General features: G+C 40.1%; 17 protein-coding genes and 1 pseudogene. 3 read left to right on the top strand and 15 right to left on the bottom strand.

What is annotated here, in order from left to right; all coding sequences use genetic code 11:
* Window positions 1-58: 58 nt before the first annotated feature.
* Window positions 59-889 carry a metal-dependent hydrolase gene (locus AC4QJR_RS02505; protein WP_251461394.1) on the top strand — a complete coding sequence of 277 codons (831 nt, stop codon included), beginning with the start codon at window positions 59-61 and terminating at the stop codon, window positions 887-889.
* Window positions 890-939: 50 nt separating this feature from the next.
* Here AC4QJR_RS02505 and AC4QJR_RS02500 read toward each other — a convergent pair whose 3' ends face one another.
* Both AC4QJR_RS02500 and AC4QJR_RS02495 read right to left on the bottom strand, forming a co-directional pair.
* The gene (locus AC4QJR_RS02500; RefSeq protein WP_496525163.1) at window positions 940-1,695 is read right to left on the bottom strand and encodes an NRDE family protein; all 756 of its coding nucleotides are present in this window, start codon (window positions 1,693-1,695) and stop codon (window positions 940-942) included.
* 40 nt (window positions 1,696-1,735) lie between these two features.
* Window positions 1,736-2,269 carry a DinB family protein gene (locus AC4QJR_RS02495; RefSeq protein ID WP_496525162.1) on the bottom strand — a complete coding sequence of 178 codons (534 nt, stop codon included), beginning with the start codon at window positions 2,267-2,269 and terminating at the stop codon, window positions 1,736-1,738.
* A gap of 192 nt (window positions 2,270-2,461) precedes the next feature.
* Between AC4QJR_RS02495 and AC4QJR_RS02490 the strand changes: the two genes are divergently transcribed.
* Both AC4QJR_RS02490 and AC4QJR_RS02485 read left to right on the top strand, forming a co-directional pair.
* Window positions 2,462-2,695 carry a hypothetical protein gene (locus AC4QJR_RS02490; protein ID WP_098570962.1) on the top strand — a complete coding sequence of 78 codons (234 nt, stop codon included), beginning with the start codon at window positions 2,462-2,464 and terminating at the stop codon, window positions 2,693-2,695.
* A 100-nt stretch (window positions 2,696-2,795) separates the two neighbouring features.
* On the top strand, window positions 2,796-2,948 hold the full coding sequence (locus AC4QJR_RS02485) for a DUF3934 family protein (RefSeq protein WP_098570963.1): 153 nt from the start codon (window positions 2,796-2,798) through the stop codon (window positions 2,946-2,948).
* Window positions 2,949-3,017: 69 nt separating this feature from the next.
* Here AC4QJR_RS02485 and AC4QJR_RS02480 read toward each other — a convergent pair whose 3' ends face one another.
* From AC4QJR_RS02480 to AC4QJR_RS02420, 13 genes and pseudogenes are all read right to left on the bottom strand, one after another.
* Window positions 3,018-3,863, bottom strand: coding sequence for a VOC family protein (locus tag AC4QJR_RS02480; protein WP_496525161.1), 846 nt, complete (start codon window positions 3,861-3,863; stop codon window positions 3,018-3,020).
* 227 nt (window positions 3,864-4,090) lie between these two features.
* Window positions 4,091-5,473: an L-cystine transporter gene (locus AC4QJR_RS02475; protein WP_496525160.1), complete on the bottom strand. Its 1,383-nt coding sequence runs from the start codon at window positions 5,471-5,473 to the stop codon at window positions 4,091-4,093.
* Between the two features lie 248 nt (window positions 5,474-5,721).
* Window positions 5,722-7,368, bottom strand: a complete 1,647-nt coding sequence (locus AC4QJR_RS02470) for a glycerol-3-phosphate dehydrogenase/oxidase (RefSeq protein WP_496526596.1) — start codon at window positions 7,366-7,368, stop codon at window positions 5,722-5,724.
* A gap of 141 nt (window positions 7,369-7,509) precedes the next feature.
* Complete coding sequence (glpK, locus tag AC4QJR_RS02465; RefSeq protein ID WP_496525159.1) at window positions 7,510-9,000, bottom strand: glycerol kinase GlpK; 1,491 nt, start codon at window positions 8,998-9,000, stop codon at window positions 7,510-7,512.
* Window positions 9,001-9,025: 25 nt separating this feature from the next.
* Window positions 9,026-9,850, bottom strand: a complete 825-nt coding sequence (locus tag AC4QJR_RS02460; RefSeq protein ID WP_496525158.1) for an MIP/aquaporin family protein — start codon at window positions 9,848-9,850, stop codon at window positions 9,026-9,028.
* Between the two features lie 354 nt (window positions 9,851-10,204).
* Window positions 10,205-10,768, bottom strand: coding sequence for a glycerol-3-phosphate responsive antiterminator (locus AC4QJR_RS02455; protein ID WP_098570968.1), 564 nt, complete (start codon window positions 10,766-10,768; stop codon window positions 10,205-10,207).
* Between the two features lie 411 nt (window positions 10,769-11,179).
* A pseudogene (locus AC4QJR_RS02450) lies at window positions 11,180-12,785 on the bottom strand (alpha-galactosidase); the annotation flags it as partial.
* A gap of 227 nt (window positions 12,786-13,012) precedes the next feature.
* Window positions 13,013-14,050, bottom strand: coding sequence for a sensor histidine kinase (locus AC4QJR_RS02445; RefSeq protein ID WP_496525157.1), 1,038 nt, complete (start codon window positions 14,048-14,050; stop codon window positions 13,013-13,015).
* Entirely contained in the window at window positions 14,047-14,721 is a 675-nt protein-coding gene (locus tag AC4QJR_RS02440) for a response regulator transcription factor (RefSeq protein WP_098570971.1), read from the bottom strand. Before AC4QJR_RS02440 ends, AC4QJR_RS02445 begins: the two co-directional genes overlap by 4 nt.
* A gap of 19 nt (window positions 14,722-14,740) precedes the next feature.
* Window positions 14,741-16,492 carry an ABC transporter ATP-binding protein gene (locus AC4QJR_RS02435; protein WP_496525156.1) on the bottom strand — a complete coding sequence of 584 codons (1,752 nt, stop codon included), beginning with the start codon at window positions 16,490-16,492 and terminating at the stop codon, window positions 14,741-14,743.
* A 195-nt stretch (window positions 16,493-16,687) separates the two neighbouring features.
* Window positions 16,688-18,304 (bottom strand): ATP-binding protein, encoded by a 1,617-nt coding sequence (locus AC4QJR_RS02430; protein ID WP_496525155.1) that lies wholly within the window; start codon window positions 18,302-18,304, stop codon window positions 16,688-16,690.
* Between the two features lie 132 nt (window positions 18,305-18,436).
* Entirely contained in the window at window positions 18,437-19,852 is a 1,416-nt protein-coding gene (locus tag AC4QJR_RS02425; RefSeq protein ID WP_496525154.1) for a sigma-54 interaction domain-containing protein, read from the bottom strand.
* A 128-nt stretch (window positions 19,853-19,980) separates the two neighbouring features.
* The gene (locus AC4QJR_RS02420) at window positions 19,981-20,766 is read right to left on the bottom strand and encodes a 3-hydroxybutyrate dehydrogenase (RefSeq protein WP_496525153.1); all 786 of its coding nucleotides are present in this window, start codon (window positions 20,764-20,766) and stop codon (window positions 19,981-19,983) included.
* Between the last annotated feature and the right edge of the window lie 49 nt (window positions 20,767-20,815).

Genomic DNA, 20,815 nt, shown 5'->3' with positions numbered 1-20,815 from the left:
TTATTACCAACGTAAAAAAATAAAATGGATTAAGATGTGCTAATTTTGAGTTTTGGAGGTGTTTCTGCTGAAAATATCACGGCTTGGGCATGCCATGTATGTTTTAAAAAGTAAAACAGAAAAAAAGTATCTCATTGATCCTTTTTTTGATTTAAATCCCGGCTTTCCACCGCATTTAGATACGGCTGATTTCTACCAATCCATTGATTGTGTATTTCTAACCCACGGCCATTTCGATCATACTAGCGGACTTACGAAGTTGGTTGAGCACAAACCCGATGTTATGATTGTGGCCCAATATGAGTTAGCACTTATCCTTCTGAAGCAAGGAATGAAGAATGTGCTTCCTATTAATCTGGGAGGTTCCGTTTCCTTTGAAGATGTATCTGTCACGATGGTCCAGGCGAAACATACCTCTTCCTATGGAGAAACCCAAGGTCCTCCCGTCTATGCCGGTGAGGCGGCAGGTTATATTTTTGATTTTAAGGATGATTATACGGTTTACCATTCAGGCGATACGGCATTGATGTACGATATGAAATTAATTCAAGATGTGTATGAGCCTGACATTGCAATCCTCTCCTCATCTGGCCATTTTACAATGGGGCCGAGAGAAGCATCATACGCTGTTAAAAAACTATTGAATGTTAAATATGTGATTCCTAGTCATACCTTTCCAACAAATGAAACAGCAGCCTCTCCTGAATCATTAACTCAATTGTTAAAGGCTTTTCCAGTTGTAGACTTTATGATTGATAAAGATAAGGAATTAAAAGAACTATTAAAGGATTATTCAAAAACAACCGTGATTACACTGGCATATGGAGAGGAAAAAGTTTTCGATCAGAGTCTTTGGTCTGAAGTCTTAGTGGATAAGGAATTCTCATGAGAAAGGCACCGTTTAAAACGGTGCCTTTCTACGGTGCCTGACACCCAATTTTACAATTTCACCATAAATTTCTGTTCACTTATACCCTCCATAGAGAAGACTCGCTCCACGTAGTGAATTTCTTTGTCCGACATCAACATGACGGTTGAACTCCTGGTCCCGTAGTTCTCACTTTTTATAAACAATGGCGAAAGCCTTCTTTCCCATTCTAATGAAACTCCAGTGTGTGGAAGAAGTTCGTCCGGTGCCTGGTCTGAATTTTGAAGCATATTCAAAAGTTCCGCTACTAGTCCATCCTCTTCTCCATTGATAATTTTGGCCAATCCTTCCTTTCCTTTTTGAACCTTTGGCCAGTCAGTATTTAGTAAGTGATTGCTGACACCATAAATCCCAGGAACAATCTTTTTCAGTTCATGCCCTTTATTTGAAAAATAAAATAGTTCATTTCCATCACCAGCCAATAAGTTATAGCCTGGATACAGGTCCTTTCGTCCTCCAAGGTCTTCCATATAAGCCTCTAGATTTCCCTTGTGTTTCAAGGCTTCAGTAACCAATTCACCCCGTGAGCGCTTTCCATCCGTTGCTTCCTTTGGGTCACGATAATTGGTCAACGCCGCAAACCGCCCACCTGTTGTAACCCCCATCCAGGTACCCATTTTTTCTAAATCCCTTCCAGCCAGGATGTCAGGCGGGTCTTCCCATAAATGTACCGGGGAAGTAGGTCTCCCAAGGAATTCATCTCGGTTTGCTGCCACAATGAGCTTGTAGATTGGATGGACTTGATAAGCAAAAAGTATTAAACACATTAGAAATCACAGCCTTCTATTCAATTATCCACGGCTTTTTTCAGCGATTACGTTTATTGAGCATTTTTCTGATCAGACGAATCTGGCCTCTATGACTCAGTTCATCTTCAAACACATGGAACCATTTAAAGAAATTATTCGCATGGCGATCATGCCAAAACGGCGTTTGTTCATATAACCATTCATCAGGAAGCGTTTTAAACATTTCGATGGTTGCATTCCGTGCTTCGCCCATTTGCTCCAAGTAATGATCAATGCTATTGCCTTTAATCATTTCTCTCCCAAGACTTCCTAAGTCTAGCGCGGGAAGTAAAATGCTTAGCTCTTTCTCATTTAGATCACGATTTTCAAACGTTTCAACTTGATAAGCCTTTTCGACCGCAGCCAAATGAGCCAACAGCATTCCGATTGAATTTGCCTCCTCATCAAAAAGGAAGTCTAACTCTTCCACAGTAAGTCCCTTTACCGTTTCAATCGTAGTGTACCTTGTATAATTCATCATCGACACCAATTTACTGAACTCCAACCCTAAACTATCTTTTTGATCGATTATATATAATGTATCCAAATCCATGTTATTACCTCCGTATAGGAAAATAAACCACTCATTCTAATTCGCCATCTTCTTAGTAATTCCTTTTAGCATAGAGGCAATCCTTTAATAGGCTGAAATTGCTAAAAAGAAAATGATCCTACTCACGAAGGTTATTCACAACTCTGGAAATAATAATAGCTAGAACCAAATACATTTGGAGGTATTGTTCTCATGTCTGAATTAGAACCATTCGAATACGAAACAGGGACAGCGATTCGCGAATATGACATTATTGAAATAACTCAAAACGCCTTAGGATATGAAGTACTCCTGGATATCGAACTAGACAGCGGCTATTCCTTAGTAAGAACAAAGTTAGAAGTAACCCATGAAGACTTAGCGGGATATGAAACAAGCAATATTGAAGAAGGAATTAAATACGCCTTAGGATTTTTCACTCATTAACAAACGAATATTTCAAGGGGAAATCTCGGGTGAACTGTGTTAAACTTGTTAATCTAACCAACACGGTTGGATGTACGTACATGAGTAATGGAGTGGTTAAATGGGTAGTGCAAAAGGGAAAGGCGGGACCGGTCGAGGAACCGGCAAAAAGGGCTGGACTCGTTGGCAGGCTGGAGTCAAAAAAGCCAAAAGCGCCAAACCATATGTCAGCAAGGGCGTAAAAAGAGCCAAAGAAGCAGACGAAAAACAGTAACAATAAATGGGTGTCAGGCACCACTCGTGGACAAATGTCCACGGGTGGTGCCTGACACCCATTACTGTTTTATAATATTAAACGGATTTGGTTTCCTGCAGGATCTTCGGTTACATAGTATTCGGCTTCTTTCGTAATTGGAGCACCTATTTGTTTTAGTTGGTTCAAGGCTTTCTCTCTTGCTGTCGTATCAGGGAAAACGAGCGTGTACCAATTTAACCCTACACTGTTTTTCGGGGAAGTGGCAGCACCTTCTCCTTGCCAAGTATTGATGGCAATATGATGATGGTATCTACCCGTTGATAGGAATGCCGCTTGTGGATAGTAACTAACTATCTCAAAACCCAGCCCTTTTGTATAAAACTCCTCGGCTTTTTGCAAATTGCTGACATGCAGGTGAATGTGACCCATGAGTGTACCTGCTGGTAAACCGCTCCATTCAGCCTCACTTTCTGCAATAATTCCATTGCCATCAAGCTCTTCGGTGGCCATTTCGACTAAACCGTTGTTCCATTTCCATTCTGAAGAAGGGCGGTCCCGGTACACTTCAATCCCATTGCCGTCAGGGTCATTAAGGTATAACGCCTCACTTACATAATGGTCTGCGGCACCGAGCGGATATCCAGTTTGGACCATGTGTCGTAAAAAGACTGCTAAATCTGCTCGTGATGGCAGTAAAATGGCAAAGTGATACAGGCCTGACGTACGACCTGTTTTCGCCACAACCTCCTTTGGCTGCTCTAGCGTTAGTAATGGCTTTTTTCCATCGGTCGTTAAGACCGCTTTCCGCTCTGATTTTTCCAACACTTGAAACCCCATAATATTTTGATAAAAAATAAGTGAGTAATCGAGATTTTTCACCTTAATATTGACCTCTCCGACATATATATTTGGAGCTTGATGAAATTGATCCATTTTCTCCTCATCCTTTCGTCAATCAGTTGTATAAGAAATTTCCTTTTATTTAAGTATGGTTATCATACATACCATTCATTCGAATCCAATCACCTATGATTACAGTGTACTTTGAATTTATCTTGAATTCAAGTATTTTAAATTAAAAATAAAGTGAAAACCAGTCCATTTCTATGCTACAAAAAAAGGACTCTTCCGCTATGCGAAAAAGCCCTAAAACCCGTTTTTTATGCTTCTACAATGTCCGGCTGTTTATAGACTTCGTTTTCAAATTCACCTGTTGCTTTACTCGTTAATATACCAGATGTCATTGCTCCGCTAACGTTTAATGCTGTCCTTCCCATGTCAATAAGCGGTTCCACTGAGATGAGCAAACCAACAATCGCAATTGGAAGGTTCATGACAGATAAAACGATTAATGCGGCGAAGGTGGCACCGCCGCCTACACCAGCAACACCAAAGGAACTAATCGCGACCACAAGTATGAGAGTTAAGATAAAGGATATACTCGTTGGATCCACTCCAGCGGCCGGTGCAACCATCACAGCTAACATTGCTGGATAAACACCTGCACATCCGTTTTGACCAATGGTCAGTCCAAACGAGCCAGCAAAGTTTGCAATCCCTTCTGACACACCAAAGTCTTTCGTTTGCGTTTTAATGGTCATTGGCAAAGTTCCTGCACTAGTCCGTGACGTAAAGGCAAAGGTCAAGGTCGGCAGTCCTTTTTTCACATAATTTACAGGACTTAGTTTTGCAAAGGATAATAGTAGTAAATGAACAATGAACACCAAAATGAGCGCCACATAGGAGGCAATCACAAACTTACCTAATTTCGCAATCGCCGCATAGTCACTTGTTGCTGTTACCCTTGTGATGATGGCAAGAATTCCATATGGCGTTAGACGTAAGATTAGTGTGACTACCCTCATGACAACGGAATAGATCGTATCAATGATTTTAGCAAAAAATTCTCCTGTTTCTGGGTCTTTGCGTTTAACTCCAAGATAAGCGATACCAATAAACACAGCAAAAATAACAACCGCAATCGTCGATGTCGCGCGCGCTCCCGTTAAATCCTGGAATGGATTGCTTGGGATTAACTCAATGATTTGTTGTGGGAGAGTCATATTTTCTATTCCAGTAACTCGTTCCTCTAACTGGGCATTACGAGCTGCTTCCGCTTCTCCTTCAGTTAACTGCACACCATCAAGACCAAATCCCAATGCAGAGCCAATTCCAATCGCCGCTGAAACGGCAGTCGTTGCAAGCAGGATGCCGATGACAAGGAAGCTAATTTTTCCAATATTTTTCGTTAACTTTAACTTTGTAAAGGCTCCGACAATGGAGACAAAGATTAGTGGCATAACTACCATTTGTAGAAGTTTCACATAGCCATTCCCGACAATGTTAAACCAATCGATGGAACCTGTCGTTACTTCATGTGTCGTGCCATAAATAAGATGAATGAGAAAACCAAAGATAATACCTAAACCTAACGCACTAAAAACACGCTTGGAAAAAGAAACATGCTTCTTTTGCATCGTAAATAATCCAAACATGAGTAATAACAGAACAGCTACATTGACGAGGATCAGCAAGAAATTCATACTATCCATCCTCCTTCAAATTCGGAAAAATTGTAATCCTAATATTCCAATGAATTAAGTCGGAATTATGGTCGTCACCATATACCTGCCACGAAATATAACAATCAAACGTTTGATATGGTAAATAATATGATAGGACTTTTCCTTATATTCCAAGCCCGTCACTTATTTAATCAAACGTTTGATTAGTTTTTCAATCCTCCAAAAATTAGGTTAACATCGGGAATGCACTGCGAGAATAACTCACATCATTCATTCGGAATCGGATGGATCGCATCCTTTAAGGCTGTTTCTAATTCTTCCTTGAATCGGGTCTTCTCCTCCACCGTCCATCCAAGCGCATCTTCCATATAGTCCAGAATGGCATCTTTCCATTCTACTACCCAGTGAATATCAAAAAATAAAGCTCCTGTTCGACGGATAAAAAAGTCGACTGGTTTTACTGTCATTTCATCCTCTAACGAATAAACAATTTGAACAAACACCTCAAGCGGCAAACCAAACTTGTTATTGGGGTCATACCTTTTCGCAATGTCAAAAATCCGATCAATATTGGAACCATAGCGATGAACTAATTTGCGATATTGTTCCTTTGTAAATCCTCTTAACTCCCCATCTTTTTCCTTTTTTTCAACAAAGGAAGCAAAGTTACTAGCCCCATCAACATGACCGCCGGATATAGGTAAATGTTTCGTTTGGCAAGCTTGAAAATGGCCGCTCTGTTTTGCGATCAAGTCCACCACTGTTTCCGCCATTTTTCTGTATCCCGTCAGCTTCCCGCCTGCGATGGTAATCAGCCCGGAATTCGAAACCCATATTTCATCTTTTCGCGAAATTTCAGAGGGATCCTTGCCTTCTTCATAAATAAGCGGTCTTACCCCTGCCCAGCTAGATTCAATATCCTCTGCCTTAATGGAAACGGTTGGAAACATATAATGAATGGCATTAAGAATGTAATCTCTGTCAGCTTCCGTCATTTTTGGATAAATCGGATCGTTGCCATAATAGGTGTCTGTTGTCCCCACATACGTTTTCCCATCCCTTGGAATGGCAAAAACCATGCGGCCATCAGCTGTATCAAAATACACAGCTTGTTTTAGGGGAAATCTCGACTGATCAATTACCAAATGGACCCCTTTGGTCAGCCGCAGTTTTTTTCCAGCTAACGACTTATCTTTGTCGCGGAGGGAATCAACCCAAGGGCCAGTGGCATTTATGATGCGTTTTGCGTAAATATCATGAACGGTACCAGTTAATAGATCCTCAACTTTAGCACCAATCACCTTACCATTTTGATAAATAAACTCGATTACTTTTGAATAATTTACTGCTTTGGCACCATGCTCCACCGCTTCTTTTATAACTTCGATGGTTAACCGGGCGTCATCAGTACGATATTCCACATAATAACCGCCGCCTTTTAAGCCCTCTCTTTTAATCAGCGGCTCTTTCTGAATGGTATCATCCGGAGATAGCATTTTTCTTCGTTCACTTTTTTTTACGTCTGCTAAAAAGTCATAGACTCGTAGTCCAATTGATGTACTGAATTTCCCAAACGTTCCACCTTTATGCATTGGCAGGAGCATCCATTCTGGTGTCGTTACATGCGGGCCATTTTCATAAACAATCGCCCGTTCCTTCCCCACTTCCGCGACCATCTTCACTTCGAATTGTTTTAAATACCTGAGACCACCGTGAACAAGTTTCGTTGATCGGCTAGATGTCCCAGCAGCAAAATCTTGCATTTCTACTAATGCCGTTTTCATACCCCTTGTTACGGCATCTAATGCGATTCCAGCGCCTGTTATTCCACCACCGATGACAAGTACATCAAATTCTTCTGCGGCCATTTCCTTTAGAATTGTGTTTCTATTTGAACTTGAAAATTTTAACATTTGCACAATGATTACCTCCAATGGGGATAAAAAAAAGAGGCCACAACAATCACAATGGTATTAAATCCATTGCTTTGTTGTGGCCTCTCGAGTTTCTCCCGCCAAAATATTAACTTAAGTATAGCTTACCATACATTACGATTATTTAAAAGCCCTAGCTGCGTTTACAGCCTTTTTCCAACCTGTATATAAATTGTTTCGATCCTCTTCAGCCATATCTGGTGTAAATGCTTTATCCATATTCCATTGAGCAGCGATTTCTTCTTGGCTTTCCCAATAACCCACCGCTAATCCTGCTAAATAAGCAGCTCCTAATGCTGTAGTTTCTCTTACTTCTGGACGCTCCACTGGTACATCTAATACATCGCTTTGGAATTGCATTAAGAAGTTATTGGCAACAGCGCCGCCGTCTACACGCAAAGTTTTAAGCGAAATACCTGAATCCGCCTCCATTGAAGTTAAGACATCCTTTGTTTGATAAGCAAGGGATTCTATCGTTGCGCGAACAAAGTGTTCTTTGGTGGTACCACGAGTTAAGCCAAAAACCGAACCACGTACATCACTATCCCAATAAGGTGTTCCCAACCCAACAAAGGCTGGAACTACATATACACCATCTGTTGATTTTACGCTCGCAGCAAATTTTTCGCTCTCTTCAGCATTTCTAAACATACGGAGCCCATCACGAAGCCATTGGATGGCGGACCCAGCAACAAAGATACTTCCTTCAAGTGCATATTCTACTTTTCCGTTAATACCCCATGCAATTGTTGTTAACAGACCGTTCTCTGATTTTACTGCTTGTTCTCCGGTATTCATTAACATAAAGCAGCCAGTTCCATAAGTATTTTTCGCCATTCCTTTATCATAGCATGCTTGACCGAATAACGCTGCTTGCTGGTCACCCGCAACTCCGGCAATTGGCACATTACAGCCAAAGAAATGGTAATCAACTGTTTCAGCGTATACTTCTGAAGATGGGCGTACTTCCGGAAGCATTGAAGCAGGAACTGACAAAATTTCTAATAACTCTTCATCCCATTTAAGGTCATGAATATTGTACATCAATGTTCTCGATGCATTGGAGTAATCTGTTACATGGGCTTTTCCACCAGATAGTTTCCAAATAAGCCATGTATCAATCGTTCCAAATAGCAGTTCTCCACGCTCTGCTTTTTCTCTTGCACCTTCTACATTTTCAAGAATCCATTTCACTTTTGTTCCAGAGAAATAAGCATCAATTAAAAGGCCTGTTTTATCCCTGAATAATTGATCATATCCTTTTGCTTTCAATTCTTCACAAATCGCTGCTGTTTGGCGGGATTGCCAAACAATGGCATGATATATCGGCTGGCCAGTTTTTTTATCCCAGACAACTGCTGTTTCCCGTTGGTTTGTAATACCGATTCCAGCCACTTGTTCTGGTTTTACATTAGCCCCGGCCAAACAAGAAGCCATTACCGCTAGAATCGAACCCCAAATTTCAATTGCATTATGTTCTACCCAGCCTGGTTGAGGGAAGAATTGTTGAAATTCCTGCTGAGCGACTTGGACAATCTTTCCTTCTTTATTAAAAAGAATAGCACGTGAACTTGTTGTACCTTGATCTAAGGATAAAATGTATTTTTCCATATATAAACTCTCCCTTTAATTAAAATTATGCACTGACTTTTTCTACTCGGACCGTTTCCTGAGGTTTCTTTCCCATTACAGAAGCGATTGCAAGAACAACTACAATTGCCCCTATTATAAACCAAAGACTCATTTCTGTTTTACCGAGAAAGGCAGCTTTATAAAATAATCCTCCCAAACTTCCTCCAAGGATTGGGCCTACAATGGGTATCCATGAATATCCCCAATTAGAACTTCCTTTTCCCGGAATTGGAAGAAGGGCATGTGCTAACCTTGGACCAAAGTCACGGGCGGGATTGATCGCATATCCTGTTGTTCCCCCAAGACTCAAACCGATACTAACAATAAGGAAGCCTACCACGAGTGGATTTAGTCCATCTGCAAATTTATTTGCACCGATTGCTAAGATTCCTAAAACAAGAATAAATGTACCAATAATTTCACTAATTAAGTTTGCAAAAGTATGAGGAATAGCAGGACCTGTTGCAAATGTTCCTAATTTTGCCCCTTGATCTTCTGTCACTTTCCAATGTGGAAGATATTGAAAATAAATAATTGTTGCTCCAATTATTGCTCCAATCACTTGACCGAAAATATAAGTTGGTACCTCTTTCCACGGAAGATCCCCGGTAAATGCTAACGCAACTGTTAATGCAGGATTTAGATTTGCACCACTAAATTTACCCACTGAGTAGGCAGCAACTGCTACCGCAAACCCCCATCCAAAGGTAATAACAATCCAACCACTGCCATTAGAGAGCGTTTTCTTCAGATTCACTCCTGCGCACACGCCAGCGCCTAATGTAATTAAAATTGCCGTGCCAATTAATTCACCCCAAAAAGCTGTCATAATTAACCTCCTCTTTTTAAAAAAACATCTTTACCTTGGAACTTGTTGTGAATAAAACGAAAAAAGACGCACAGAAAATCCCCCGTAAAAATGGGGTATTTCCGTGAGTCTCTAAAATCTTCTTCACATATTATCAACTTAGTTAATATTATAAAGGTAGATTGAAAGCGTTGTCAACTAGATTCATAAACAATACACATCTTTCTAGCATCCAGTATTTTTTTCATTCTTACCTTGATGACAATCAACAATCAAACTACTTAAAAAAACGTAAAGGCATACAAATAATGTCTTTACGCTTTTAAGCTTTATTTCTATGAATATACTAGGGCCAGTGAAACTGTTAGTTTCATCCTAATTTTTCGGTTCGAAATATTTCCATAATTCTTTATTGGATGTTGTTATCGTAATTGCTCCCGCTTCATAGGCTTGTTCTACTTCTTCAATGGTATCTATTAATCCTCCAGCAAAAACTTCTTTATTCGTACGATTCCGGATATCTTTAATTATTTTTGGCATAATTCCCGGTAAAACTTCTATATAATCCGGATTTGTCCGTTCGATTAACGCAAAACTCTTTTCGATCGAGCTAGTATCTAGTAGAAACATACGCTGAATCGATTTTACACCTTTTTGTCTCGCTTTAAGAATCACGCTTCCTTTAGTAGAAATCAGGCCAAATGGTTTAAATTCCTGACAGATATATTCTGTTGAGTATTCATCACTCTTCAATCCATGAACTAAATCCATGTGAATGATTAACTTTTTATGGTTGGCCTGAGCCATTTGAAAAATGGGTTTCAGTCTGGAAACATGTATGTCTAAAATTACAATATATTCATAGTTCCTTGACATCATTTTTTCGAAATCTTCTATTTTTCGAATTGCCGGTAACACCTTTTGTCCAAAAAAACTCATCCCATTGTTCACCTCTCACCTTCAGTCTCTTCTCACCATTTTATAATACTTTTTTACTTCTATACTAGTCTTTACAGAAAATACTAATCTAGACCCTCCCAGACTTCATTCTCAAGGGTTTAGTCATGCAAACAAAAAAGCCATAAAAACGCATAGGAATAGTAATGTATCATTCCCATTTGTTTTTATGGCTTTCTCCAAGTCTCTAAGCCTGGCTATGATATTTTCTATATTAAGCATACCAAATATATTCTTTTCCACAGGTATATAGATTGTCAAACTTGTTAATTTTAATTGAAATATGGACCTAAAAAGCTCGTATTTTTTATTTGATTACTTTTCAAACGCTTCAATGTGGTAAACACTCGAATAAAAATCTCTATTTATCAGTGGCAGCTGTAAGCCAATTTTCATTAACTCATCGCCCGCATATTCCTGTTCTCCCCTATTTACTCTATAAATCTCACACGGACGTAGCCCGCGCAACTTCAGCCGGAAAAATGGCGGATTTGGTGTTGCCAAAGTTTTATAGTAAAAAACTACAGCCCTTTCCTGGTTCGGTGACACATACATCCAAGCTGTATCCATTCCATCAAACGGACTTAACAGCCTGTATAAGTCCCCAAAACAGACAATATCCTTGATTTGATGATATCGTTTGATTTGCTCCATTACAACCTTCTTATCATCATTACTTAGTTTGTCGATATTTAATTCGAAGCCCAAATTTGCCGCCATTGCCACATGGCATCTCATTAAAAGCGGTGTAATTCTTCCCACTTGATGATTCGGCACATCTGATACATGTGCCCCCATGGTAATCGCAGGATAAATGAGGCTTGTTCCGTATTGAATCTTAAGCCGTTCAACAGCATCTGTATCATCACTCGTCCAGGTTTGCGGCATGAAACCATCCATCATCTAACACAAACAATTCGATACCCAACTCTTTTGCTGCATCCGCAAGGTCGAAAAGTTTTTTTTCATTAAAGTTGAAATAAGTGGCTTCCCAGTTATTAATGAGAACTGGACGTGTTTTGTCACGGTATACGCCACGGCAAACTCTTTCCCTCAGTATTTTATGAAAAGTCCTGGACATTCCTCCAAGCCCTTCCGAGGAATACACCATTAGAGCTTCAGGAGTCTGAAACGTTTCCCCCGGCTCCAGCACCCATGTAAAATCAAAAGGGTTTATGCCGATGCTGAGTCTAGAAGTTTGAAATGGATCGACTTCGATGGAAGCTTGAAAATTCCCGCTATAGACCAAACTGATCCCATACACATCTCCTTGCTCTTCGTTGGTGTCTTTTGAAAGGAGCGCAACAAACGGATTATGCTGATGGCTGCTTGCACCTCGAGCTGATGAAATCATTTGAATCCCGTGGTTAAGCGGCCGCCTTTCGATGTGACACTCACGCCCCCATGTTCCATAAAGGTGCAGCCAATCCCAATCTGACTGATGAATGTCCACTGACATACTCATACATTTATGTATTTCCACATCATGGGTCCCAAGGTGCTCAAAGGAGACCGACCTCGTTATCACATCAAAATCACTGTAAATTGTATAATGAAGATTCATCCCGACCCCAAGCATGGCATCTACCATTGTCAGCACTAATGTTTCAGCTTCAGATTTATCCTCGACATACGCAGCAGGCAATCCCTTAAGTGGATGTTTTCCTTGAAAAATTTCATGAGAATCATAGACAAATTCCGTTACTGTAGTCCCGTCAGCTGAGCGGATTTGATAAGCCGGAGAACGAAAATCCCCGTTCCCAAAAGCAGGGTATTCCTGTGGCAGCGTATCAAGTGAAAATTGCGGAAAATCAGGTTCCGTCGTCGGCGAAAAAGGCCTGCGTTTAAATGCTAGAATGGAAGACGGCTGGAGCGCATGAACCCTCTTGCCCCAATACAAATGGGCAGGATATTTACCGTGAACAATTTGAATCAAATAACTAATCTTGTTATTGTACAAATGAAAAATTTCAGCCTTTTCATCCCAATCAATTGGCACCCGCGCTCACTCCTCCATATTCGCTGAATAGCCAAAATTACTTATCTTACAATAAATATGATTTGCCATATGCCTAACAGAACAATTTATGAAAAAGAGATAGAAAAAAAGGTGTCAGGCACCGTTCGTGGACATTTGTCCACGAGCGGTGCCTGACACCCATTACTAACACTCATTACTAACACCCATTACTAACACCCATTATTAACACCCATTATTAACACTCATTATAATGTAATTGTAAAGGTGGTTCCCTTCCCCTCTTCGCTTTCAACAAAGATGGTTCCTTCGTGCATTTCGATGATTTTTTTGACGATGGAGAGCCCTAATCCACTGCCTCCTTTTGACCGGTCTCTTGCCTTATCGGCTTTGTAGAATCGTTCAAATACATGAATCTGGTCTTTTTTCGAGATGCCAATCCCCGTATCTGATATTTTCACGATCGTTTTGTCATCCACTTTTTCGAGATGAACACGAATCATCCCCTGGCTCGGTGTAAATTTAATACTATTGTGAAAGAGATTCGTCCAAACCTGGCTCATCAAATCTTCATCTGCAATGATGGCGGCCTTCTCCATTGAAACATCCAATTCCAGACCCTTTTCCAGCCAAAGCGGTTCACAGGCTAAAATAATCGTCCGTATTTGCTGATCTAATCGATAGCTATGACGATCAAAGGGATGATGCTTGGATTCTAACGAAGTTAATTTCATGAGATTATCGCTTAATTTCGAGAGCCTTCTACTTTCCGTTTCAATGATACTGAGATAATGGTTTCTCTCTTCTTTTGTTAGCTGATCGTATTGGAGGACTTGGGCAAAGCCCATTATTGACGTCAACGGTGACTGAATTTCATGAGAGACATTGGAAATAAACTCCTGCCGCATCACTTCCAACTGTTTTAATTGCTTAGCCATATGATTGATATGGTCAATCAGTTTGGTAAATTGATTTTCTCTTCCAACCTTTAAATCAAGGTATACATTAAAATCACCTTTGGCAATCCTGCTTAAGGCATCAAGTATTTCATGAAAGAGATTGTGACGCCTGGAGTTCGTGAATAAACCAATAAGAAGCCCCACAAACGCCATCGTTAATAAACTACTGACAACCTCCGCCATATGACGAAGATAATCGGATGTATGCAGATGGAATAAGCGATAGATTCCGGAGACTATGAAATAACCTGCGGAAAAGCCCAACGAAACAAATACAATGAAGAAACAGACCCCGAATAAATGCTGGAAAAACCGTTTGACCTTCATGGTTTTACCTCAAACCGGTAACCTAATCCCCGAATCGTCTGAATTCGAAACGGGAATTCTTCTTCTGAGAACCTCTCCCTTATCCTTTTAATATGCACATCGACCGTTCGCTCGTCTCCCTCATAGTCGTAACCCCAAATATCTTCAATTAATACCTCTCTTGAAAAGGTCTTTCCAGGATAGCTCGCTAATTTAAACAACAGTTCAAATTCTTTCAACGGAATGGTAATTTCTTTATTCTTAAAAGAAATTTCATGTGTTTTGCGATTCAGCATAAAGTCATTAATAGTTATCGTTTGTGAGACCGTTATTTTATACCGCTTCAATACAGCTTTGACTCGGGCCGTTAATTCGGCTGGATCAAAAGGTTTCACTAGATAATCATCGGCCCCAAGTTCAAATCCCTTTACCTTTTGTGAGGTTTCACCTTTGGCGGTTAACATTAAGATTGGAATATCACTAAACTCCCGAATCTCTCGGCACAATTCCCAGCCATCCATATTCGGCATCATAATATCAATGATCGCTAAATCAATTTTTAATTTTCCCATCAACTCTAACGCCTTCATCCCATCTGATGCTTCGTACAGTTCGAATCCCTCTTTTTTCAAAAAAAGAAGCACAAGTTCGCGAATATTAGCGTCATCGTCGACAATTAATAATTTTGTCATCGCTCCTCATCCTTTCCATCTATTGAGCAGGTTCGCTGATTCGTAATTGCTGTTCGGCAAATTCACGATATAAGGAGTGAGTTTGGACTAGTTGTTCATGCGTGCCGCTGCCGGTTATTTTCCCTTTATCCAAAAAGATAATTTGATCAGAGTCAATAACGGTCGACAAACGATGAGCAATCACGAGTGTAGTTCGTCCCTTCATTAAATTCTGTAATGCTTGTTGTACTACTTGTTCAGATTTGCTATCAAGACTAGAGGTCGCTTCATCTAACATCAATAGTTTCGGGTCCCTTAGAAAGGCTCGTGCAATCGCAATTCTCTGCCGTTGTCCTCCCGATAATTTGATCCCTCTTTCTCCTACTTCGGTGTCATATCCATTTGGCAGCTCGGCAATAAATTGATCGGCATAGGCCATTTTTGCAACCCTTATTAAATCATCCTCTTCCACTTGTTTATCCATTCCGTAACAAATATTATCACGAATGGTTCCTGCAACAATCGGGCTTTCCTGTGATACATAACCAATTTGGCTTCTCCAAGAAAACAGTGAGAATTCATTTATTGGCTCCTCCCCAAGTCGAATTGTTCCTTGCTGTGGTTGATAATACCGCTCCAATAATGAAAACAGTGTCGTTTTCCCGCTGCCACTTGGACCAACTATTGCGGTTACCTTGCCTGCCTCTACGGAAAAACTGATATTATTTAGTACGGATTCCCCATTATTATATGAATAATGCAGCCGCTCCACCGTTATGGGTTGATTCATATTTTGGACATCCCGCTTGGAATCATCTTGTTCCTCATTCATATCAATAATCGCGATAATTCGCTCGGTCGCACCGGTTGCCTTTTGAAATTGGGTAAAGAAGGCGGCTAATTGCCCCATCGGCATGACGATTTGAAAAAGATACATGATAAAAGCAACTAAATCACCCGCCATTAATGCACCTGAAGATACTCTCATTCCACCAAATCCTAGAATGACGACTAGTAATACCATGATTACTAAACCAATCAACGGAGAAATCAGTGCTTGAATTCTTGCTTCTTTCAACCCATATTGAAACAACTTCGTAATACCATTTTTACCATGCTGATATTCGACTTCCTCCGCATTCGAAGCTTTGACTAGGCGTATTTCAGATAATACTTGCTGAATGACGGAGGTAAACTGTGCTGTTTCGGTTTGCATCCCTTTGGACACCTGATGCATTCTTCTGCCAAGTGTCATTAAAATAACCGCCGCAAGCGGCAGGGCAATAAACATTAACAAAGCCATTTTCCAATCCAAGAGCAGTAAGACAATAATCGAACCAATGATGGAAATGGTCCCTGATAGAAAATTGGCGAGATGGTCGGTAATTAATCCTTTTACCACTGCTGTATCATTCGTCATTCGGCTGACCGTGTCTCCTGTTTGATTTTCATCATAAAATGGTATTGGTAAGAGGAGCAGTTTCTTCCATAAGCGGTCTCGAATCCCTGCCACAACCGATTGTCCGATTTGATTTAATATATAGATGGATATCCCGCTCGCAACGGCTTGAATGACGAGAGCGCAAACGAGAAGAATGATTCTTCCAGTGCTTAATGAGCTAAGAGAAAAATCATTGATAAGATTTTTAGTGAACAATGGGACAAACAGCCCCACCAAGGTGGTTCCTACACTTAATATAAGTGCGATACCCAAGAGCAATTTAGATGGCTTGGTATGTTGAACCAATCGAATAAACTGACGCCATCCCCTCTCGTTCTTCACATCTGACATATTTCTTTACATCCCCTCTATCGATCACATACTTCCTCTTTCATTCACTATTACAAACTAAATTATACAAAAATTATATGAATTGAATATGAACATTAAAAAGGTGTCAGGCACCACTCGTGGACATTTGTCCACAGGTGGTGCCTGACACCCCATTAACACCCCATGACACCCCATTCTTAACACCCAATTGTCTCAACTGGCCGACGGAAATTTTATTTCAACGTTGGTTCCTGCTTTTTCTTTACTGCTAAATGTAATGCTGCCATGGTGTTGTTTAATGATTTTATGGCTAATCATTAGGCCAAGGCCAGTTCCTTTTTCTTTTAATGTATAAAATGGTTCTCCTAATCGAGGAAGTAATTCTTCAGGGATCCCGCATCCCTGATCCTGAATAGAAATAATACATTCATCATCTGGCCCCTTGCGAAGGCGGACGAGAATTTCTCCCCCTTCCTTCATTGCTTCCATAGCATTCTTTAAGATATTTAGGAAGACCTGCTTTAATTGATTTTTCTCACAGGTAATATAGTAGGATGGTTCTTCAAAATCCAGCTTTATCTGGATATTACTCATCAATGCCTCAGGGGCTAGAAGTTCAAGCGTCTCTTTAATTAATTCAAGAATATTCGTCCGGTCTAATTGAACTGCTTGCGGTTTTCCTAAAGTTAGCAGTTGGCTGGTAATGGTTTCAATCCGATTTAATTCACTAAGAAGCAAATCATCAATCGAACTGCCCCCTCTTTTATAAAGTTGCATGAAGCCTTTTATGGTAGTAAGCGGATTTCTTATTTCATGGGCGACCCCTGCCGCTAACTCCCCGACAATCGATAGTTTCTCCGAGCGCAGTAGTATTTCTTCTGCCTGTTTACGTTCCGAAATATCTCTGCTTATAATGACGATATTTTCAACTGCTCCATCTTCTCCCAAGACGGGCACACAGCGTGACTCAACTTCAATCCATCTTCCATCCTTGTGCCTCATTCGAAATTCAATGGATTGGATCTCTTTATTATCCAACATCCATTTTATTGTATTTTTAAATAATTCAACTTCGTCCCTATGGATTAAATGGTACTTTTCCAATCTTTCTATCTCCCAGCCCTGATATCCTAAAACACTTTCATGTGAAGGAGACAAGTAAATCACTGACTGTTCATCATTCAAAACTAGGATAAGGTCTGATGTATTCTCAGCAATAAGACGGTACTTTGATTCACTTGCCTCTACTAGTTTATACATATCTGTTAACCTATTATTTAATCTATGCAGCTTTTCATAAGACTCAATGAGTAAAGCGCCAATGATCACCCCTAACATCACAAATAACAGATATTGTAAATGAAAGATAGGGTTATCAATAAATATCTTAAAAGTAAAGACCGTAATCCCATAAATCACACAATAGCCAGCAAAAAATATGATGATTTTTTTGATAACCGTGAAGTATTTAGTATAGAAGTATATAATTGAGAAACCCAACATCAACAATCCCCAGCCAGTTAGAACTGGATCCCATTGTCCGCCTGTCCACAGCCTTGCAAGTAATGAAAACAGTCCAGTTAATAATCCTGCGAGTGGCCCGAGATACACAAACATGAGTATAACAGGGGCATATCTGATATCGTATGAATAGCCTTGCTGCTGGAATGACAGTATAACGAGAAGTACGGAAACCACCCCCGCATATACAGACGTCCAGAAGCGAGCAAGTTTAAATGATTTATGCTTAAAGAATGAGGAAATGACTAAAGGTGTACTAACCAGAAGTGAAAAAATTGCAAGATTAAAAATATAGTCTAACAGGATCATTAAGCTTCCACCCAATCTAACTATTTTCGAATAATCCCTTTTATCTTAAACTAATATTATGACTATTACCATAGTAATAATACGCTTTCAAAAAAAGGGAATAATATCCTGTTTTTAACAGAGGATTTGATACTATTTAATAGCATACAATTTGCACTTTTCATAAAAACTAGTTTTTCCAATTTCAAGTAGTTTAGCAGCTTCTTGTTTATTGCCATTCGTTACGTTTAATGCATTGATCATTGCAGCCTTTTCCGCAACCGCAAGGGTTTCTCTTAATGAGGAAATCGGTAATGCTGATTTCCTAGCTGGCTGATTATTCTCGTCTGTAATATCATGATGTGTCTCCAACTCCATGTCACGCAAGTATAAAGGCAGATGGGCCACTTCAATTGTTTTTCCATCTAAGACATTGATCGACCGTTCCAATACATTCTCAAGTTCCCGGATGTTTCCTGGCCACGAATGCTGCATTAGTCTATCCTTTACGGAAGCAGACAACTCGATCCCTTTACGATAAAATTTTCCTTCTAATTTTTTCAATAAACTTTGGGAAATAAGCGGAATATCCTCTTTTCGTTCTCTTAGAGGTGGAATGTCTATTTTGATGACATTTAATCGATAGTATAAATCCTGACGAAAGGTTCCTTCCTCCACCAACTTCTCTAAATCACGGTGTGTAGCTGCGATAATACGAACATCTACAACTATCGACTTTTGACCACCCACCCGCTGCACCTCTTTTTCCTGCAAGACTCTTAAAAGCTTACTTTGCATCGAGAGTGGCATGTCTCCAATTTCATCTAGAAACAGTGTCCCATTATTAGCAATTTCAAACTTACCCTTCTTGCCGCCTTTCTTTGCCCCTGTAAATGCACCATCTTCATATCCAAACAGCTCCGATTCTAGTAAATTTTCTGGTATTGACGCACAATTAATTGCAATAAAAGGCAGGGAGACACGCATGCTGCTATTATGAATGGCATGTGCAAATAATTCCTTTCCAGTACCTGACTCTCCAATCAATAAAACGGATGAGTTGCTTTCAGAAATTCTTTCTGCTAGTTTTTTAGTTGCTGTAAAAGCAGCACTATTTCCAATTAAATGGTTGAAACGGTATTTACTTGTTAGCTCTTTTTCAGCTTTTGTTTTATAATATTTTAATTCTTCAACAAGTCCCTGTATTTTCGTTTTATACATTCGCCATTCTTCCGGGGTGCGAAACATGACCGTTCCGACCGCGCCGACTACTTTTCCAGCCTCAATTATAGGAAGACGATTAGCAATCATTTCACTGCCATTGATGGGATGAAGTGCAGCAAGTTCTTTTTGCCCTGTCTTGGCGACGATGTGCATTCGCGAGTTTTGAATGACATCCTGTACAGGCCGGTGGACGGCTTCTTTCACGGTTGTTCCTAAAAACTCGCAATATGCCTCATTTATATAAAGAATAATCCCTTCGTGATCTACCACGACAATTCGTTCCGCTATTAGATTAATAATTTGCTCGTACCAATTATTAGGAATCCCCTCAAAACCAGGATACATTCTTTCCCCACCTTTACCGTTTTGATAAAACCATTATACCAAACGGATTCTTCACTTTAGAGACTAGATTTTTTTCCCATATAATATGAAAATCCTATTCGAATATCCGAATAGGATTCTTCCATACCTTATTGAGCCGTGTAGCCTCCATCGAGAATGACCGCTTGGCCAGTAACACCTCTTCCTTTATCGCTTGCTAGAAAGACAGCATAGTCAGCAATTTCTGATACTGATAATAATCTCCTTTGTGGAACTAGCGGGAAGAGTACTTCCTCAATGACACGATCTAAGCTGACATTTCTAGTTTTAGCCAAATCCCCTAGTTGGTTTCTGACTAGCGGTGTATCGACATAACCAGGGCATAAAGCATTTACTGTGATTCCATTGGCTGCGCCTTCCAATGCAGCAACCTTTGTTAAACCAATGACACCGTGCTTGGCACTATTGTAGGCCGCCTTACCAGCAAACCCAATGACACCATTAATAGAAGCCATATTGATGACTCTTCCAAAGCCCTGTTTCTTCATGATTGGGAACACATGTTTAATCCCGATGAAGGGGGCCGTTAACATGATTTTGACCAGTAATTCAAATTTTTCTGTAGGAAACTCTTCAATGGGTGAAACATATTGCATCCCTGCATTATTGACTAAAATATCAATGCTTCCGAAAGTTTGATAAGCAGACTCAAGACTATTTTTAAATGCCTCTTCATCGGTTACATCACATGGGGCTGCTAGTGCTTCAAATCCTTGCTTCCTTAGTTCGGAAGCCACTTCTTCACTTTTACTAGCATTTAAATCAGAGATGACTACTTTTGCTCCTTCCACTGCAAAGGTTTTTGCAATCTCTAATCCAATCCCACTAGCGGACCCGGTAATAAATGCTGTTTTTCCTTTTAATGCCTTGCTCATTCGAGCATCCTCCTTAATAACAGAAAACTATGCTTCTAAATTTGATTCC

This window comes from Neobacillus sp. BP17, from assembly GCF_059579525.1.
The sequence above is the reverse complement of the archived record's forward strand: the minus strand, read 5'-3'. Positions and strand labels throughout refer to the sequence as shown.

Bases quoted from the DNA above. Each gene is read 5' to 3' on its own strand.
- AC4QJR_RS02425 (WP_496525154.1), bottom strand. From the start codon at position 19,852: ATGTATCCTGGTTTTGAGGGGATTCCTAATAATTGGTACGAGCAAATT.
- glpK (WP_496525159.1), bottom strand. From the start codon at position 9,000: ATGGAAAAATACATTTTATCCTTAGATCAAGGTACAACAAGTTCACGT.
- AC4QJR_RS02470 (WP_496526596.1), bottom strand. From the start codon at position 7,368: ATGTTAAAATTTTCAAGTTCAAATAGAAACACAATTCTAAAGGAAATG.
- AC4QJR_RS02480 (WP_496525161.1), bottom strand. From the start codon at position 3,863: ATGGATCAATTTCATCAAGCTCCAAATATATATGTCGGAGAGGTCAAT.
- AC4QJR_RS02435 (WP_496525156.1), bottom strand. From the start codon at position 16,492: ATGTCAGATGTGAAGAACGAGAGGGGATGGCGTCAGTTTATTCGATTG.
- AC4QJR_RS02420 (WP_496525153.1), bottom strand. From the start codon at position 20,766: ATGAGCAAGGCATTAAAAGGAAAAACAGCATTTATTACCGGGTCCGCT.
- AC4QJR_RS02460 (WP_496525158.1), bottom strand. From the start codon at position 9,850: ATGACAGCTTTTTGGGGTGAATTAATTGGCACGGCAATTTTAATTACA.
- AC4QJR_RS02445 (WP_496525157.1), bottom strand. From the start codon at position 14,050: ATGAAGGTCAAACGGTTTTTCCAGCATTTATTCGGGGTCTGTTTCTTC.
- AC4QJR_RS02485 (WP_098570963.1), top strand. From the start codon at position 2,796: ATGGGTAGTGCAAAAGGGAAAGGCGGGACCGGTCGAGGAACCGGCAAA.
- AC4QJR_RS02500 (WP_496525163.1), bottom strand. From the start codon at position 1,695: ATGTGTTTAATACTTTTTGCTTATCAAGTCCATCCAATCTACAAGCTC.
- AC4QJR_RS02495 (WP_496525162.1), bottom strand. From the start codon at position 2,269: ATGGATTTGGATACATTATATATAATCGATCAAAAAGATAGTTTAGGG.
- AC4QJR_RS02430 (WP_496525155.1), bottom strand. From the start codon at position 18,304: ATGATCCTGTTAGACTATATTTTTAATCTTGCAATTTTTTCACTTCTG.
- AC4QJR_RS02455 (WP_098570968.1), bottom strand. From the start codon at position 10,768: ATGAGTTTTTTTGGACAAAAGGTGTTACCGGCAATTCGAAAAATAGAA.
- AC4QJR_RS02440 (WP_098570971.1), bottom strand. From the start codon at position 14,721: ATGACAAAATTATTAATTGTCGACGATGACGCTAATATTCGCGAACTT.
- AC4QJR_RS02490 (WP_098570962.1), top strand. From the start codon at position 2,462: ATGTCTGAATTAGAACCATTCGAATACGAAACAGGGACAGCGATTCGC.
- AC4QJR_RS02475 (WP_496525160.1), bottom strand. From the start codon at position 5,473: ATGAATTTCTTGCTGATCCTCGTCAATGTAGCTGTTCTGTTATTACTC.